Annotated in this window: 13 protein-coding genes; 9 read left to right on the top strand and 4 right to left on the bottom strand. The window is 71.0% G+C overall.

The genetic code is table 11. The features are described 5' to 3' along the window. Positions 1 to 71: 71 nt before the first annotated feature. Both dxr and Psi02_RS33980 read left to right on the top strand, forming a co-directional pair. Positions 72 to 1,280, top strand: a complete 1,209-nt coding sequence (dxr, locus tag Psi02_RS33985; RefSeq protein WP_203979964.1) for a 1-deoxy-D-xylulose-5-phosphate reductoisomerase — start codon at positions 72 to 74, stop codon at positions 1,278 to 1,280. 224 nt (positions 1,281 to 1,504) lie between these two features. Further along, entirely contained in the window at positions 1,505 to 2,998 is a 1,494-nt protein-coding gene (locus Psi02_RS33980; protein WP_203979963.1) for an aldehyde dehydrogenase family protein, read from the top strand. A gap of 107 nt (positions 2,999 to 3,105) precedes the next feature. Here the strand turns inward: Psi02_RS33980 and Psi02_RS33975 are convergent, their stop codons facing one another. Both Psi02_RS33975 and exaC read right to left on the bottom strand, forming a co-directional pair. After that, the gene (locus Psi02_RS33975) at positions 3,106 to 3,513 is read right to left on the bottom strand and encodes a DUF779 domain-containing protein (protein ID WP_203979962.1); all 408 of its coding nucleotides are present in this window, start codon (positions 3,511 to 3,513) and stop codon (positions 3,106 to 3,108) included. A 2-nt stretch (positions 3,514 to 3,515) separates the two neighbouring features. Further along, positions 3,516 to 5,039 (bottom strand): acetaldehyde dehydrogenase ExaC, encoded by a 1,524-nt coding sequence (gene exaC, locus Psi02_RS33970; RefSeq protein ID WP_203979961.1) that lies wholly within the window; start codon positions 5,037 to 5,039, stop codon positions 3,516 to 3,518. A gap of 219 nt (positions 5,040 to 5,258) precedes the next feature. Here exaC and Psi02_RS33965 point away from each other — a divergent pair, with 219 nt between their 5' ends. After that, complete coding sequence (locus Psi02_RS33965) at positions 5,259 to 6,809, top strand: GAF domain-containing protein (protein ID WP_203979960.1); 1,551 nt, start codon at positions 5,259 to 5,261, stop codon at positions 6,807 to 6,809. On the opposite strand, the gene Psi02_RS33960 is transcribed toward Psi02_RS33965, so the two are convergent. Both Psi02_RS33960 and Psi02_RS33955 read right to left on the bottom strand, forming a co-directional pair. Further along, on the bottom strand, positions 6,748 to 7,374 hold the full coding sequence (locus Psi02_RS33960; protein WP_203979959.1) for a TetR family transcriptional regulator: 627 nt from the start codon (positions 7,372 to 7,374) through the stop codon (positions 6,748 to 6,750). The two genes, Psi02_RS33965 and Psi02_RS33960, sit on opposite strands and share 62 nt — an antisense overlap. A 95-nt stretch (positions 7,375 to 7,469) precedes the next feature. After that, positions 7,470 to 8,294, bottom strand: coding sequence for an SDR family NAD(P)-dependent oxidoreductase (locus tag Psi02_RS33955; protein WP_203979958.1), 825 nt, complete (start codon positions 8,292 to 8,294; stop codon positions 7,470 to 7,472). A gap of 270 nt (positions 8,295 to 8,564) precedes the next feature. Between Psi02_RS33955 and Psi02_RS33950 the strand changes: the two genes are divergently transcribed. The 6 genes from Psi02_RS33950 (at position 8,565) to Psi02_RS33925 (ending at position 14,807) form a co-directional block, all read left to right on the top strand. Beyond that, positions 8,565 to 8,987, top strand: a complete 423-nt coding sequence (locus tag Psi02_RS33950; protein WP_203979957.1) for a diol dehydratase small subunit — start codon at positions 8,565 to 8,567, stop codon at positions 8,985 to 8,987. 33 nt (positions 8,988 to 9,020) lie between these two features. Further along, a complete protein-coding gene (locus Psi02_RS33945) occupies positions 9,021 to 11,321 on the top strand; it encodes a propanediol/glycerol family dehydratase large subunit (protein WP_203979956.1) in 2,301 nt (766 codons plus the stop codon). An 11-nt stretch (positions 11,322 to 11,332) separates the two neighbouring features. Continuing rightward, entirely contained in the window at positions 11,333 to 13,180 is a 1,848-nt protein-coding gene (locus Psi02_RS33940) for a diol dehydratase reactivase subunit alpha (RefSeq protein WP_203979955.1), read from the top strand. Between the two features lie 3 nt (positions 13,181 to 13,183). Next, positions 13,184 to 13,582 (top strand): glycerol dehydratase reactivase beta/small subunit family protein, encoded by a 399-nt coding sequence (locus tag Psi02_RS33935; protein ID WP_203979954.1) that lies wholly within the window; start codon positions 13,184 to 13,186, stop codon positions 13,580 to 13,582. A gap of 10 nt (positions 13,583 to 13,592) precedes the next feature. Further along, positions 13,593 to 14,030 carry a GlcG/HbpS family heme-binding protein gene (locus Psi02_RS33930; protein ID WP_203979953.1) on the top strand — a complete coding sequence of 146 codons (438 nt, stop codon included), beginning with the start codon at positions 13,593 to 13,595 and terminating at the stop codon, positions 14,028 to 14,030. A gap of 132 nt (positions 14,031 to 14,162) precedes the next feature. Further along, a complete protein-coding gene (locus Psi02_RS33925) occupies positions 14,163 to 14,807 on the top strand; it encodes a hypothetical protein (RefSeq protein ID WP_203979952.1) in 645 nt (214 codons plus the stop codon). Positions 14,808 to 14,862: the final 55 nt, after the last annotated feature.

Raw genomic sequence — 14,862 nt, 5'->3', positions numbered from 1 at the left:
GACCCTCATCGCCGCAGGAATCGGTTCCGGGCGCCGAGAGGGCGGCCGGAGGGCGTCGATAACATCCGATCATGACCTCCGCGCACCGCGAGCCCCGCAGCCTCGTTCTTCTCGGGTCGACCGGGTCGATCGGCACCCAGGCGATCGACGTCATCCGGCGCAACTCCGGCCGCTTCCGCGTCAGGGCCATCTCCGCCGGCGGCGGAGATCTCGACCTCCTCGCCCGGCAGGCGCTGGACCTGGAGGTCGGCTACGTGGGCATCGCTGCGGCCGACGGCGCGCGGAGATTCCAGGACGCGCTACAGGCGGAAGCCCGGCGGCGCGGCCCCGGCGCCGCCGGGTCGCCCGCACCGGAGATCGTCAGCGGTCCCGACGCCTCGACGCGGCTCGCCGCGTTGCCCTGTGACGCGGTGCTCAACGGCATCACCGGCTCCGTCGGTCTCGCGCCCACCCTGGCGGCGCTGGAGTCCGGCAGCAGGCTGATCCTCGCGAACAAGGAATCGCTCATCGTCGGAGGGGCGCTGGTCAAGAAGCTGGCGGCGCCCGGCCAGATCATCCCGGTCGACTCCGAGCACTCCGCGCTCTTCCAGTGCCTCCAGGGCGGGAAGACGGACGAGGTGCGCCGCCTGATCGTCACCGCCAGCGGCGGTCCGTTCCGCGGACGCACCCGTGCCGAGATGGCGGACGTCACCGCCGAGCAGGCGCTCGCGCATCCGGTCTGGAACATGGGACCGGTCATCACGGTCAACTGCGCGAACCTGGTCAACAAGGGCCTGGAGGTCATCGAGGCCCATCTCCTGTTCGACATCCCCTTCGACCGGATCGAGGTCGTCGTCCATCCGCAGGTGATGGTCCACTCCATGGTCGAGTTCCACGACGGCTCGACCCTGGCCCAGGTCGCTCCACCGGACATCCGCATGGCGCTCGCCCTGGGGATGTCGTGGCCCGTCCGTGTGCCGGATGCCGCGCCCGCCTGTGACTGGAGCAGGGCGTCCTCCTGGGATTTCCTTCCCGTCGACCACGACGCCTTCCCCGGCCTCCGTCTGGCCTGCGCCGCCGGGGAAGCGGGGGGAACGACGCCCGCGGTGTTCAACGCCGCCAACGAGGAGTGCGTGGCGGCCTTCCTGGAGGGGCGCCTGTCGTTCCTCGAGATCACTGAGACGGTCGAACGCGTGATGGGCGAGCACGACCAGGTCGGCGGCGAGATGACGCTCGAAGCCGTGCTGGCCGCGGAGGCGTGGGCCCGGGTGCGGGCGCGGGAGCTGACCGGCGCGGCGTGATCCCGCGACGGGCCTTCGGCGGCCGGGGCCGGCACCGGCCATTCGGTGGACGGCGACGGGGGCGGCTCCACGGAGCCAAGACTGGAGGCCGGGGTCCCCTTGTCTTCTCACATCGCAAGTAGTGTCATTGTGACGACTGGCTCGCCCGGCCCCCCAGGCCGGCTGACCGCCGGCACGTGGTGCGGCCGGGAGAGCGCCCTCTGAACAGATGGGAGCCGACACTGATGACGGTGACCCTGGAAAAGAGCGTCGAGGACTTCGTAGCCACTCCGCGGCAGCTTTTCATCGACGGGCGATGGGTGGACGCGGCCTCGGGCAAGACGTTCGCCACCCCCAATCCGGCCACCGGGGAGACCCTCGCGCATGTCGCCGAGGCCGACACCGAGGACGTCGACCGGGCCGTGCGCGCGGCCCGGCGGGCCTTCTCCGGGCCGTGGTCGCGGCTGAGCGCCTCGCAACGAGGCCGGATCATCTGGAAGATCGGGGATCTGATCCTCGAGCACGCGGAGGAACTCGCCCAGCTGGAGTCGCTGGACAACGGCAAGCCCCTGGCCGTGGCGCGCGCGGCGGACGTCCCGCTGGCCGCCGACCTGTTCCATTACATGGCGGGCTGGGCCACGAAGATCGAGGGGAACACGATCGCCCTGTCCGTGCCGTACATGCCGGGTGCGGGTTTCCACGCCTACACGCTGCGCGAGCCGGTCGGCGTGGTCGCCCAGATCATCCCCTGGAACTTCCCGCTGCTGATGGCCGCCTGGAAACTGGGGCCCGCCCTGGCGACCGGGAACGTGGTGATCCTCAAGCCCGCCGAGCAGACCCCGCTGTCGGCGCTGCGGCTCGCCGAGCTGATCGCCGAAGCCGGGGTGCCGGACGGCGTGGTCAACGTCCTCCCCGGGTACGGCGAGACCGCCGGGGCGGCGCTCGCGGCCCACGACGACGTCGACAAGGTCGCCTTCACCGGCTCCACGGAGGTCGGCAGGCTGATCGTGCACGCCGCGGCCGGGAACCTGAAGAAGGTCACTCTGGAGCTCGGCGGCAAGAGCCCGAATGTCGTGTTCGACGACGCCGACCCCGAGATCGCCATCGCGGGCGCGGCGAACGCGATCTTCTTCAACCACGGCCAGTGCTGCGTGGCCGGATCGCGGCTGTTCGTGCACGAGAGCAGGTTCGACGAGGTGGTCGAGGGCGTCTCCGAGATCGCCCGCGGCATCAAGCTCGGCTCCGGGCTGGAGGCCGACACGCAGATGGGTCCCCTGGTGTCCGACGAGCAACTGCGCCGGGTGACGGGCTACCTGGAGTCCGGCCGCACCGAGGGCGCGCAGACGCGGGCCGGCGGCGGGCGTCACGGCGACCGGGGCTACTTCGTGGAGCCCACGGTCCTGACGGGCACCCGTCCCGACATGAAGGTCGTCCGCGAGGAGATCTTCGGGCCGGTCGTGGTCGCCGCTCCGTTCTCCGACCTGGACGAGATCGCCGCCCAGGCCAACGCGACCAGCTTCGGGCTGGGCGCGGGAATCTGGACCCGCGACATCTCCAAGGCGCACACGCTGGCCGCGAAGATCCGGGCCGGCACCGTCTGGATCAACTGCTACAACGTCTTCGACGCGGCCCTGCCGTTCGGCGGCTACAAGCAGTCCGGATGGGGACGAGAGATGGGCCACGAGGCGCTGGAGGCCTACACCGAAGTGAAGGCGGTCTGCGCCCAGATCGGAGGCTAGCCCTTCGCAGGCACCCGGGGACGCTGTGAGACCGGATGTCCGCACCGTCACCGGAATCGGGTGGGGTGGCCGCATCGGCCACCCCGCCCTCAGCATGTCGCCGGTCGTCAGACGTCGCCGAGTGCGCCGAGTTCCTCGAGGGTCAGCAGCCGGGAACGGGTCAGGAAGCGCATCCCCTCAGGTGCCTCCAGGGAGAACCCGGCGCCCCTGCCCGGCACGACGTCGATGGTGATGTGGGTGTGCCGCCAGTACTCGAACTGCGACGACGACATCCACACCGGGATCGGCGCGGCGACGCCGTCGACCGTGAGGTCGCCGAGGCGGACGTCGGCGGCGCCGGTGCGGAACTCTCCCGCCGCGTAGCACATCGGCGCGCTGCCGTCGCAACATCCCCCGGACTGGTGGAACATCAGCGGGCCGTGCTCCTCGGTGAGCCGGCGCAGCAGGCCCGCCGCGGCCTCGGTGACGTCCACGCGCCCCTCCGGAGGGTGCGGTCCGCCGTCCGCCCCGGGCATGATCAGAAGAACCCTTGCGCGGTCTGCGCGTACGACACCAGGAGGTTCTTGGTCTGCTGGTAGTGGTCGAGCATCATCTTGTGGTTCTCGCGGCCGATGCCGGATTGCTTGTAGCCGCCGAAGGCGGCGTGCGCCGGATACACGTGGTAGCAGTTGGTCCACACGCGTCCCGCCTGGATCTCCCGGCCGGCGCGGTAGGCGGTGTTCCCGTCCCGCGACCACACCCCGGCGCCCAGCCCGTACAGCGAGTCGTTGGCGATCTTGATCGCGTCGTCGTACTCGTCGAACTTCGTCACCGACAGGACGGGCCCGAAGATCTCCTCCTGGAAGATCCGCATCTTGTTGTCGCCCTCGAACACCGTCGGCCGGACGTAGTACCCCCCGGACAGCTCGCCGCCGAGATCCGCCCGCTCGCCTCCGGTGAGGACGCGGGCGCCCTCCTCCTTACCGATGTCGATGTAGGAGAGGATCTTCTCCAGCTGGTCGTTGGACGCCTGGGCCCCGATCATCGTCTCGGTGTCCAGGGGATGGCCCTGCCTGATCCTCTCCACCCGCGGGATCGCGTCGGCCAGGAACGACGAGTAGATGGACGACTGGATCAGCGCCCGCGACGGGCAGGTGCAGACCTCGCCCTGGTTCAGCGCGAACATCGCGAAGCCCTCCTGCGCCTTGTCGTAGAAGGCGTCGCGCGCGGCCGCGACATCGCGGAAGAAGACGTTCGGGCTCTTGCCCCCGAGCTCGAGGGTGACCGGGATGATGTTCTCGCTGGCGTACTGCATGATCAGCCGCCCCGTGGTGGTCTCCCCGGTGAACGCCACCTTGCGGACTCCCCGGTGCTGCGCCAGCGGCTTGCCCGCCTCCACGCCGAACCCGTTGACCACGTTCACGACCCCCGGCGGGAGCAGGTCGGCGATCAGCTCGAGCACCACGTGGATCGAGGCGGGGGTCTGTTCCGCGGGCTTGAGCACCACCGTGTTGCCGGCCGCCAGCGCCGGGGCGAGTTTCCAGGTGGCCATCAGGATGGGGAAGTTCCACGGGATGATCTGCCCGACCACGCCCAGGGGCTCGTGGAAGTGGTACGCCACGGTGTCGGGGTCGAGCTGCGAGATCGAACCCTCCTGCGCGCGGATCGCGCCGGCGAAGTAGCGGAAGTGGTCGACGGCCAGCGGGATGTCGGCGGCGAGGGTCTCCCGTACGGGCTTGCCGTTCTCCCAGGACTCGGCCACCGCGATCGCCTCCAGGTGCTGCTCCATCCTGTCGGCGATCTTGTTCAGCACCTCGCTCCGCGCGGCGGGCGAGGTACGGCCCCAGGCCGCGGCCGCGCCGTCCGCGGCACGCACCGCGCTGTCGACGTCCTCGGCGGTGCCCCGCGCGATCACGGTGAACGTCTTGCCGGTCACCGGAGTGGGATTCTCGAAGTACCGGCCCCTGGCCGGCGGTACGTACTCCCCGCCGATGAAGTGATCGTAACGAGGCTGGAACGACACGACACTGCCGGTCTCGCCCGGCGCCGCATACCGCACCATGCGCCTGACCTCCCCAAATGCTGAATTATTCTGAAACTGGGGGATACGTCGAACGTAGGGAAATCGGCGTTGCAGCGTCGTTGCACGGGGGAGGCGCGGGCACGGCGCTGCTCGCCCGCTCCGGCCGGCACGCCGCCGAGCGGGGACGCGGGTGTGATCCCGGCCACTGTCGGTGGCGGCCGCCCTGACGCGCCCCTCAGGGTCGCCGCGGAGTGCACTATGGATCCCGAAATCGCTGGGATCACGGCGGCCGCGAGTCTGTCGCCGGATCCCGGAGCGCAGTTCCACCTGCTGCAGCAGGTCCGCGAGGCCGTTCTCAGCGGCGAGAAGCCGCCCGCCCCGCCCCGCCCGATGGTCTCCGAGTCCTGGCGGCGCTCACTGGCCGCGCACGTGGACCCGGACCACTACCGCCCGCCGATCGTCTACGGATCGGACGAGGTGGCCGACGTGCGCTCGGCCCATCCGTTGCACGCGGTGGTGCCGCTGCTGCGCGAACTGCTGGTGGGCATCGCGGACGAGTCCCGGCATGTCATGATCATCACTGATGCGGACGGCACGATCCTGTGGCGCGAGGGACCGCCCGACATCTGCCGGCGCGCGGATCCGATCGGGTTGCGCGAGGGCGTCCGCTGGACCGAGGACGCCATCGGGACCAACGCGATGGGCACCGCGCTCGCGATCGACGGCCCGGTGCAGATCTACTCCGCCGAGCATCTCGTGCGCACCTACCATCCCTGGACCTGCGCCGCCGCGCCCATCCACGACCCGGACACCGGGACGACGTTCGGCGCGATCGACGTCAGCGGGCCGCTCCACACGTTGCACCCCGCCGTGGTCTGCCTGGTCAACGCCGCCGCGCGGCTCGCCGAGGGACACCTTCGCGATCTGATGGAGTCACGCGACGAGCGCCTGCGGGCCGCGAACATGCGGCACCTGGCAGGACTGCGCGGCGAGGCGGGCGCGCTGCTGACCAGGACCGGCCGGGTCGTCGCGGCCCAGCCGGAGATGCGGTGGCCCGGCCGGATCCCCGTCCCGCCCGGCGCCGACCGGGTCCTGCTCGACGACGGGCTCGAGGCGCTGGTGGAGCCGCTGCCGGAGGGCTATCTCCTCCGGGTTCCCCCTCCGGTCCGGGCGGCGGCCCACCGGCCGAAGCTCTCGTTGTCGTTCCTCGGCGACCGGCCGGCGGCCGTGCTTGACGGCCGCGAACTGCCCCTGACCCTGCGGCGAGCCGAGTTGCTCGCCGTGCTCGCCCTGCATCCCGCCGGCCTGACCGCCGAACAACTCGCGCTGCATCTCTACGGAGACGAGGGCAACCCCACGACGGCGCGCTCGGAGGTCCACCGGCTCCGGGCGCAGGTCGGCGAGTCCGTCATGGATCCCCGGCACTACCGGCTGCGGGCGGACGTCGAGGCCGACTTCCTGGCCGTACGGGCCGCGTTGCGGACAGGCGACGTCCGGACCGCGGTGGCGGCCTGTCACGTACCGCTGCTCGCCCATTCCGAGGCCCCCGCCATCCGGGCGGAGCGCTATCAACTGCTCGCGGCGCTGCGGTCGGCGGTCCTCGACCACCACGACCTCGAAGCGTTGTGGACGTTCGGCCAGAGCGAGCCGGGAAGCGACGACCTCGAGGTGTTCGAACGCCTCGCAGGCGAACTGCACCCACACGATCCGCGGCAGGCGGTCGCCGCGGCCAGGCTGGCCTGGCTGCTCACCGAGGACGACGAGGACCGGTCGCCGGGGGAGGCGCGCCGCCGGGCGGCTGACCGGTGAGGGCGGCGACTCCCGCGGCCAGGGCGCCGCGCTGCCCGTCCGTCCAGGAGGCCGCGTCGCCGGCGTTCATGGGGTGGCCGTGGGCCAGGGTGAGGATGTGGTCCAGAAGCTCCGCGGCCGGGAGGACGGCGCTGACGAGCCCGGCGGCCTGGGCCTGTTCGAGGGCCGCGACCTTGTGGGCGAGGGCCGATCTGATCAGGGGCGAGGACCGCATGGAGTCCGAGCGTTCCAGGGTCTGCCACATCTCCAGCCGGACCAGGTGGGGGTTGGCGCGGTAGAAGTCGAAGACGCGCCGGGCATAACCGGGCAGGTCGGCGGCGTCGAAGGGGACGGCGTCCTGGACGAGCAGGACGTTGTGCTCGAGGACGGCGTCGAAGAGGCCGTCCTTGTTGCCGAAGTAGGCGTAGATCATCCGCTGGTTCGCCCCGGCGCCGTCCGCGATGCGGGCGATTCGCGCGCCGGAGAGGCCGAGGGCGGAGAATTCCGCGGTGGCGGCGTCCAGGATGCGGCGGCGCGTCGCCGCCGCGTCCCGGGTGGACCGCGGGCCGCCGGCGTCAGGAGTCACGGGGCGCCACCGTGTACCGCTCGCGCGCGTCATCGATCATGAGGGTCTCCTGCTTCCTGTCGCGCTTCGCCTGGTCTGTGCCGTGATGCACATGGTCATGCGTCGGCGGATCGACTGAGATCCTCCCACCGGTCCAGCTCGGCGATCTTGCGCTCCTCGTTCTCACGGATGCGGTCGAAGGCCGCGGCGGAGAGAGGAAGCCAGAGCGGTGGTTCCGGCAGTTCGAGCACGCCGAGCAGAACGTCGGCGGCGCGCCGCGGGCTCACGCCGTAGGCGGCGTCCCGGTCGCCGTATCGCTTCAGCATCGGCGCCATGGCCTCCGCGTACGGCGCGCTGGGCCTCGGGAGCCTCATCGACGACGCCAGAGTCGTCGCCATCGAGCCCGGCTCCACGATCGTCACCTTCACCCCGAACGGCGCGACCTCGGCCGCCAGCGCCTCGGAGAATCCCTCCAGCGCGAACTTCGCCGTCACGTAGGCGCCCAGGCCGACGGCCGGTGCCAGCCGTCCGCTCACCGAGGACACCTGCACGACATGCCCGCCGCGCTGCTCCCGCAGGACCGGCAGCGCGGCCTTGGTCATGTGGACCGCCCCCCACAGGTTGGTCTCGACCTGTGCCCGGAAGTCCTCGAGGCCGGTGTCCTCGATGGCGGCGATGTCGGAGTAGCCGGCGTTGTTGACCAGAACGTCCAGGCGGCCGAACTCCTCCACCGCGGTCCGGACGGCGGAGGCGGCGGCCCGCGGGTCGGTGACGTCGAGGGAGACGGCGCGCGCGGCGCGCGGGTGCTCCTCCACCAGATCGCGCACGGCGGCGATGTCGCGTGCGGTGACCACCACCTGGTGCCCGCGCTCCAGCGCGGCTTCCGCCAGTGCCCTTCCCAGTCCCCGGGAACCACCGGTGACCAGCAGAGTCTTCTTCACTGCCCTGCCTTCAACCTAGTAAGTAATTGCATACTTACCACGGTACAGCGGTTCCGGCGCGGCTCGTCACGGGGGAGTCCGTACGGCCTCGCACCTTCGGCGCCCGCCACGACGTACGCCGGGGACGCAACGCCGTTGCAACGCGACGCCTCCTACCATCTCCCTCATTCGTCGACGCCTCCGTGAACTCATGGCCGTCGGGGCCTGAGACAGCGACGCCTCCCGTGGCATCGAGCCCGCAGAGTCGCGTGTGAAGGCAGGTACGAGTCGATGACCCCCGCCGAACTGGATCCGCAACACGACTACCCCCTGGCGTCCCATCGGCCCGAGCTGATCAGGACCCCCACCGGCAAACGGCTCGACGAGATCACCATGCGGGCCGTCCTGGACGGCGAGGTCGTGGCCGAGGACCTCCGCATCGCGGCCGAGACCCTCCGGCTGCAGGCGCGGATCGCCGACTCCGTCGGCAGACCGCAGCTCGGCCAGAACTTCCGCAGGGCCGCGGAGATGACGGCGCTGCCCGACGAGGAGGTGCTGCGGATCTACAACGCGCTCCGGCCGGGCGCCTCCACCAGGCAGGAGCTCGCCGGCATCGCCGAGGCGCTGGAGCGCGACCACTCCGCCACGCTGTGCGCCCGGCTGATCAGGGAGGCGGCCGAGGTGTACGAGCGCCGGGGCATCCTCGCGGGCTGATCACGCCGGAGGCATCAGGAGATGGGAGCGTAGATGAAGGCCAAGAGCGTCACGAGCGGCACGGGAGCGGCCCGGCGATCCAGGCGCACCGAGATCCTGGAGGACCGTCCCGTCAACCTGGACGGCTTCGTGGAGGAGTGGCCCGAGGTCGGCATGGTCGCCATGGACAGCCCCTTCGACCCGTCGCCGAGCGTGCGGGTGGAGAACGGGGTCGTCGTGGAGATGGACGGGAAGGACAGGAAGGACTTCGACTTCCTCGACCAGTTCATCGCCGACCACGCGATCGACGCCGGCGCCGCCGAACAGGCGATGGCGCTGGAACCCGTCGAGATCGCGCACATGCTGGTCGATCCGAGGGTCTCGCGGGCCGACGTGCTGTCGGTCTCGCGCGGCCTCACCCCCGCCAAGCTCCTCGAGGTCGTCAAGACCATGAACGTCGTCGAGATGATGATGGCCCTGCAGAAGATGCGGGCACGGCGCACCCCGGCGAACCAGGCGCACTCCACGAGCGCCAGGGACAACCCGGTCCAGGTGGCCGCGGACGCGGCGGAGGCCGCGCTGCGGGGGTTCCGCGAGCTGGAGACCACACTCGGCGTGGTGCGGTACGCGCCGCTGGTGGCCATCGCCCTTCAGGTCGGAGCGCAGACCGGAAAGCCCGGCGTGCTCACCCAGTGCGCGCTGGAGGAGGCCACCGAGCTCGAGCTCGGCATGCGCGGCATCACGGCCTACGCGGAGACGATCTCGGTGTACGGCACCGAGCAGGTGTTCTGCGACGGCGACGACACCCCGTGGTCGAAGGCGTTCCTCGCGTCCGCCTACGCCTCCCGCGGGATCAAGATGCGGTTCACGTCGGGGACGGGCTCCGAGGTGCAGATGGGCAACGCCGAAGGCAAGTCCATGCTCTACCTGGAGGTCCGCTGCATCCTGGTCGCCAAGGGCGCCGGGGTCCAGGGCCTGCAGAACGGCTCGATCAGCTGCATCGGCGTGCCCGGCGCGGTCCCGGCGGGCATCCGCGCCGTGCTGGCGGAGAACCTGATCGCCAGCACCGTCGACCTCGAGTGCGCCTCCGGCAACGACCAGTCCTTCTCGCACTCCGACATGCGCCGCACCGCGCGGCTGCTGCCGCAACTGCTGTCCGGCACCGACTTCATCTGCTCGGGCTATTCCGGTGTGCCGAACTACGACAACATGTTCGCCGGCTCGAACCTGGATCCCGAGGACTTCGACGACTGGAACACCATCCAGCGAGACCTGCAGGTCGACGGCGCGCTCCGGCACGTCCCCGAGGCGGAGATCCTCTCGGCCCGGAACCGGGCCGCGCGTGCGCTGCAGGGGGTGTTCGCCCATCTCGGCCTGGCGCCGATCACCGACAGGGAGATCGAGGCGGTCACCTACTCGCACGGCAGCAGGGAACTGCCGCCGCGGGACGTGCTGGAGGACCTGAAGGCGGCGCAGTCGGTCATGGACCGGGGCGTCACCGGACTCGACGTCGTCAAGGGCCTGGAAGCAGGCGGTTTCCCCGACGTCGCCGAGGCGCTGCTCGGCGTGCTGAGACAGCGGGTCTCCGGCGACCTCCTCCACACGTCGGCGATCCTGACGCCGGAGCTGACGACGCTCTCGGCCGTCAACGACCCCAACGACTACGCGGGACCGGGCAGCGGATACCGCCCGAGCGGTGCCCGCTGGGAGGAGATGAAACACCTGCGGCACGTCGTCAGCGCCCGCGATCCGGAGCAGGGGGCGAGCCCGTCGGCGGGCGCGGCCACCGGCCGGACGCTGAGTCTGAAGGAGAAGGGCCCCGCCCGGCCGGGACGCCGCTCCGGCGAGGTGGTCATCGGCGTCTCCCCAGCGTTCGGCGACTTCTTCTCCAGGACGATCGTCGAGGTCCCGCACGCCGAGGTGCTGCGCGAACTGCTGGCCGGCGTGGAGGAGCAGGGGGTGCACGCCCGCGTCATCCGGGTCCGCGGCAGCTCGGACCTGGCGGTCATCGCGCACACCGCGGCCAGGCTCTCCGGGTCCGGCATCGGAGTCGGCATCATGTCCCGCGGCACCACCATGATCCACCAGAGGGACCTGCTCCGCCTGTCCAACCTGGAGCTGTTCCCGCAGGCGCCCCTGATGGACCTGGAGACCTTCCGCAGGATCGGCCGCAACGCCGCCCGCTACGCGAAGGGGGAGTCGCCGGAGCCGGTGCCCTCGCGCAACGACCACATGGCCCGCCCGCGCTGGCAGGCCAAGGCGGCGTTGCTGCACATCAAGGAGACCGAGTTCGTACGGCCGGGCGCGGACCCGGTGGAACTCGAAGTCCTGATCCGCATGCTCCACACCGGCTGAGGGACACGGTCATGTCCCTGGTGGTGGGGGTCGACATCGGCAACTCGACCACGGAGGCCTGCGCCGCGGAGATCGGTGAGGACGGGCGGGTCACCTACCTCTCCGCGGCTCTGGGCAGGACCTCCGGGGTGAAGGGCACCACAGCGAACGTCCCGGGTGTCGTCGAGGTGGTGCGCGGCGCGCTGGCCGCGGCCGGGCGCGATCCGGCCGACGTCCAGGCGGTGCTGGTCAACGAGGCCACCCCGGTGATCAGCGGGCTGGCCATGGAGACCATCACCGAGACGATCATCACCGAGTCCACGATGATCGGGCACAACCCCGACACCCCGGGCGGCGTCGGGCTGGGGGTCGGCACCACCGTGGCCTTCGCCGAACTGCCGGGATGCGCCCCGGGCGACGCGGTGATCTGCGTCGCCGGCGCGGGCGTGGACTTCGAGGACGTCGCGGCGGGGATCAACGCCGCCACCGCGCGCGGGGTCCGGGTCACCGGCGCGGTCGTGCCGGCCGACGACGCCACCCTGATCGCCAACCGGCTCCGTGAGCCGGTCCCGGTGGTCGACGAGGTCACGCTGGTGGACCGGGTGCCGCTGGGCATGCCGGCCGCGGTCGAGGTCGCGGAGCAGGGCCGCACCATCCGGACCCTGTCGAACTCCTACGGGATCGCCACGGTGTTCGGGCTCGACCCCGAGCAGACCCGCCTGATCGCCCCCGTGGCGCGGGCCCTCGTGGGCAACCGCTCGGCCGTCGTGGTCCGCACTCCGGCGGGGGACATCACCGACCGCAGGATTCCGGCCGGAGGCCTCACCCTGATCGGCGAACGGGCGAAGCGGTCGGTCGGCATGGACGCCGGCGCCGAGGAGATCATGGAGACGCTGCGACGTGTCCAGCCACTGGTCGACGCGGACGGCGAGCCGGGAACGCACGTGGGCGGGATGCTCGCCCGTGTTCGCGACACCATGGCCGACCTGACGGCGATGCCGCGCGATGCCGTACGCATCCAGGACGTGCTCGCCGTGGACACCTTCGTCCCGCAACGGGTCACCGGCGGCCTGGCGGGGGAGTTCGCGCTGGAGAACGCCGTCGCGCTGGCCGCGATGGTGCGCACGAGCAAGGGACCGATGGAGTTGCTCGCCGCGCGGCTGCGCGAGGCGCTCGGCACCGAGGTGCTCATCGGCGGCGTCGAGGCCGACATGGCGCTGCTGGGCGCGCTCACCACCCCCGGGACGGCGAAGCCGGTGGCGATCCTCGATCTCGGCGGCGGGTCCACCGACGCGGCGGTCGCCATGGAGGGCGCCGAGGTGTGCTCGGTCCACCTGGCCGGCGCCGGCGACCTGGTCACCAGTCTGATCGACTCCGAACTCGGGCTGGAGAGCATGGAGCTCGCCGAAGAGATCAAGAAGTTCCCGCTGGCGAAGGCGGAGAGCTTCTTCCACGTCCGCATGGAGGACGGCACGGTCCGCTTCTTCGACGAACCCCTGCCCGCCGAAGCCTTCGCACGGGTCGTCGTCCTCACCGATGCCGGGATGCGGCCGATCCGGACCAGGCACGGCGTGGAGAAGATCCGCCAGGTGCGCAGATCGGCCAAGCAGCGGGTCTTCGTGACCAACGCGCTGCGCGCACTGGAGCAGGTGGCTCCGGGCGGCGACATCAGGCGGATCGGCTTCCTGGTCGTCCTCGGCGGCGCCGCGCTGGACTTCGAGATCCCCGACATGATCGCCGAAGCCGTATCGGGGTTCGGGATCGTCAGCGGGACCGGCAACGTGCGGGGTTGTGAGGGCCCGCGCAACGCCGTGGCCACCGGCCTGGTCGCCCGCCACGCCTCGGCATCCGCGACGCGTACGGCAGTGAGGTGCGGTTAGGCCATGGATCGAGAGCCGCACTCCGGGCGCGCCTTCGTGCGGGCGTTCGCGCCCGCGGGACCGAACAGGCCCGCGGTGGTGGTGCTGTGCCGTACCGGGAACCGGCGCTGCCTGCGTGAGCTCGGCGCCGGCATGGAGGAGGAGGGCGTGCCGTTCCGCACCGGGGACGGCACGGGCGGCAGCGCGGTGGAACTGGCCTTCGCCGCGGCCCAGGCGTCCGACCTGGACGTGGGGGTGGGCATGGACGCCGCGGGGAACGTGTGCGTGCACCACGCGAAACTCCCGCCGGACATGCCCGCGCTGACGGGCCGGGCGGCCGACGCCCGGACCATGGGGCACAACGCGGCCAGGCTGGTCGTCGGCATCCCGTTCAAGGACGCGCCGGTCCGCACCGGTCAGTGAAGGAGGCACCATGGCGAACGCACGGCTCCGCCTCGCCGACGCCCGACTCGTGCTGGAGGCCGCACTGGGCAAGGCCGATGAGATCGGGCAGCCCATGAACGTCGCCGTGGTGGACGGCGGCGGTCACCTGCTGGCGTTCGCGCGCCAGGACGGCGCGATCCTCGGGAGCATCGACATCGCCGTCCGCAAGGCCCGCACCGCTGTGCTGATGGCGATGACGACCGAACAGCTCGGGGTGTCCGCCGCGCCCGGCGGCCCGCTGTACGGCATCGAGGTGACCAACGGCGGCCTGGTGATCTTCGGTGGTGGCATCCCGCTGACCGGGCAGGACGGCGAGGTCGCCGGCGCCATCGGGGTGAGCGCGGGAACCGTCGAGCAGGACGTCGCAGTCGCGACGGCCGGCGCGGAAACCTTCTCCGCGGACGGCCCGGCGCAGCCGTCCGGCTGAAAGCCCGTCGCGTCCGGCCCGATGGGACACACTGCCGAGGAGCGCGTGGGGATCTTCGTCGCGAAGTGTTCTCAATCACCGTCACATGCGGTAGAAGATCAATTGCATCCCCTGACTCCCCTTGAGGTACATGTGAAGAAGCTCCTTCGACTTCTGGCGGCGCCGTTCCTGGTGGCGGCCGTCATAGTCACCGCCCTCTCCGTGCCCGCCAGCGCCGACACTGCCGAAACCGACGCGGAGATCGCCGCTCAGTGGCAGACGGCCTGGGACACCTACAAGTTCACCGACGTCACGCCGCCCCGTCCGGGGTCGGGCCGCAGCCGGGTCAACACCAGCATCACCGTCAAGATCAACGCGCCGATCAAGAACGTGTTCGCCGCCTACTCGAACATCAACAACCACATCGGCAGGGCCGCGTTCCTCAAGCGGGTCGTCACCCACGACACCTACTTCGACTGCGGCCTGCGGTACAACGACTTCACGGCCATCGAGGACATTCCGTTCGAGGGGACCGTCGTCTCCCTCAAGACGCACGCACAGCAGCGGATCGACCGCGACGACTTCTCCTACGAGACGGACACCTGGTCGGAGCCCAACGTGGTCACGCACCAGAAGATCGTCTTCAAGAAGGTGGCCGGAGGCAAGACCGAGGTCACCGAGCGCCTCACCTTCGACGCGGACGCGACGCTGATCGATTTCGTCGTCGAGAACGGCGTCGCCTCACACCAGCAGACGCAGTCGGCCCTCAAGCAGGCGATCGAGAGCGGCCAACTCTGACACGTCACCGGCGCGGGGCCCGCTCACCGAGTGGGCCCCGCACCGGCCTGAACGC

The sequence above is a fragment of the Planotetraspora silvatica genome (assembly GCF_016863315.1).
GTDB lineage: Bacteria > Actinomycetota > Actinomycetes > Streptosporangiales > Streptosporangiaceae > Planotetraspora > Planotetraspora silvatica.
The sequence above is the reverse complement of the archived record's forward strand: the minus strand, read 5'-3'. Positions and strand labels throughout refer to the sequence as shown.

Excerpts from the sequence above, each read along its gene's own strand:
- dxr (WP_203979964.1), top strand. The coding sequence starts at position 72 with ATGACCTCCGCGCACCGCGAGCCCCGCAGCCTCGTTCTTCTCGGGTCG.
- Psi02_RS33980 (WP_203979963.1), top strand. The coding sequence starts at position 1,505 with ATGACGGTGACCCTGGAAAAGAGCGTCGAGGACTTCGTAGCCACTCCG.
- Psi02_RS33975 (WP_203979962.1), bottom strand. The coding sequence starts at position 3,513 with ATGCCCGGGGCGGACGGCGGACCGCACCCTCCGGAGGGGCGCGTGGAC.
- exaC (WP_203979961.1), bottom strand. The coding sequence starts at position 5,039 with ATGGTGCGGTATGCGGCGCCGGGCGAGACCGGCAGTGTCGTGTCGTTC.
- Psi02_RS33965 (WP_203979960.1), top strand. The coding sequence starts at position 5,259 with ATGGATCCCGAAATCGCTGGGATCACGGCGGCCGCGAGTCTGTCGCCG.
- Psi02_RS33950 (WP_203979957.1), top strand. The coding sequence starts at position 8,565 with ATGACCCCCGCCGAACTGGATCCGCAACACGACTACCCCCTGGCGTCC.
- Psi02_RS33945 (WP_203979956.1), top strand. The coding sequence starts at position 9,021 with ATGAAGGCCAAGAGCGTCACGAGCGGCACGGGAGCGGCCCGGCGATCC.
- Psi02_RS33940 (WP_203979955.1), top strand. The coding sequence starts at position 11,333 with ATGTCCCTGGTGGTGGGGGTCGACATCGGCAACTCGACCACGGAGGCC.
- Psi02_RS33935 (WP_203979954.1), top strand. The coding sequence starts at position 13,184 with ATGGATCGAGAGCCGCACTCCGGGCGCGCCTTCGTGCGGGCGTTCGCG.
- Psi02_RS33930 (WP_203979953.1), top strand. The coding sequence starts at position 13,593 with ATGGCGAACGCACGGCTCCGCCTCGCCGACGCCCGACTCGTGCTGGAG.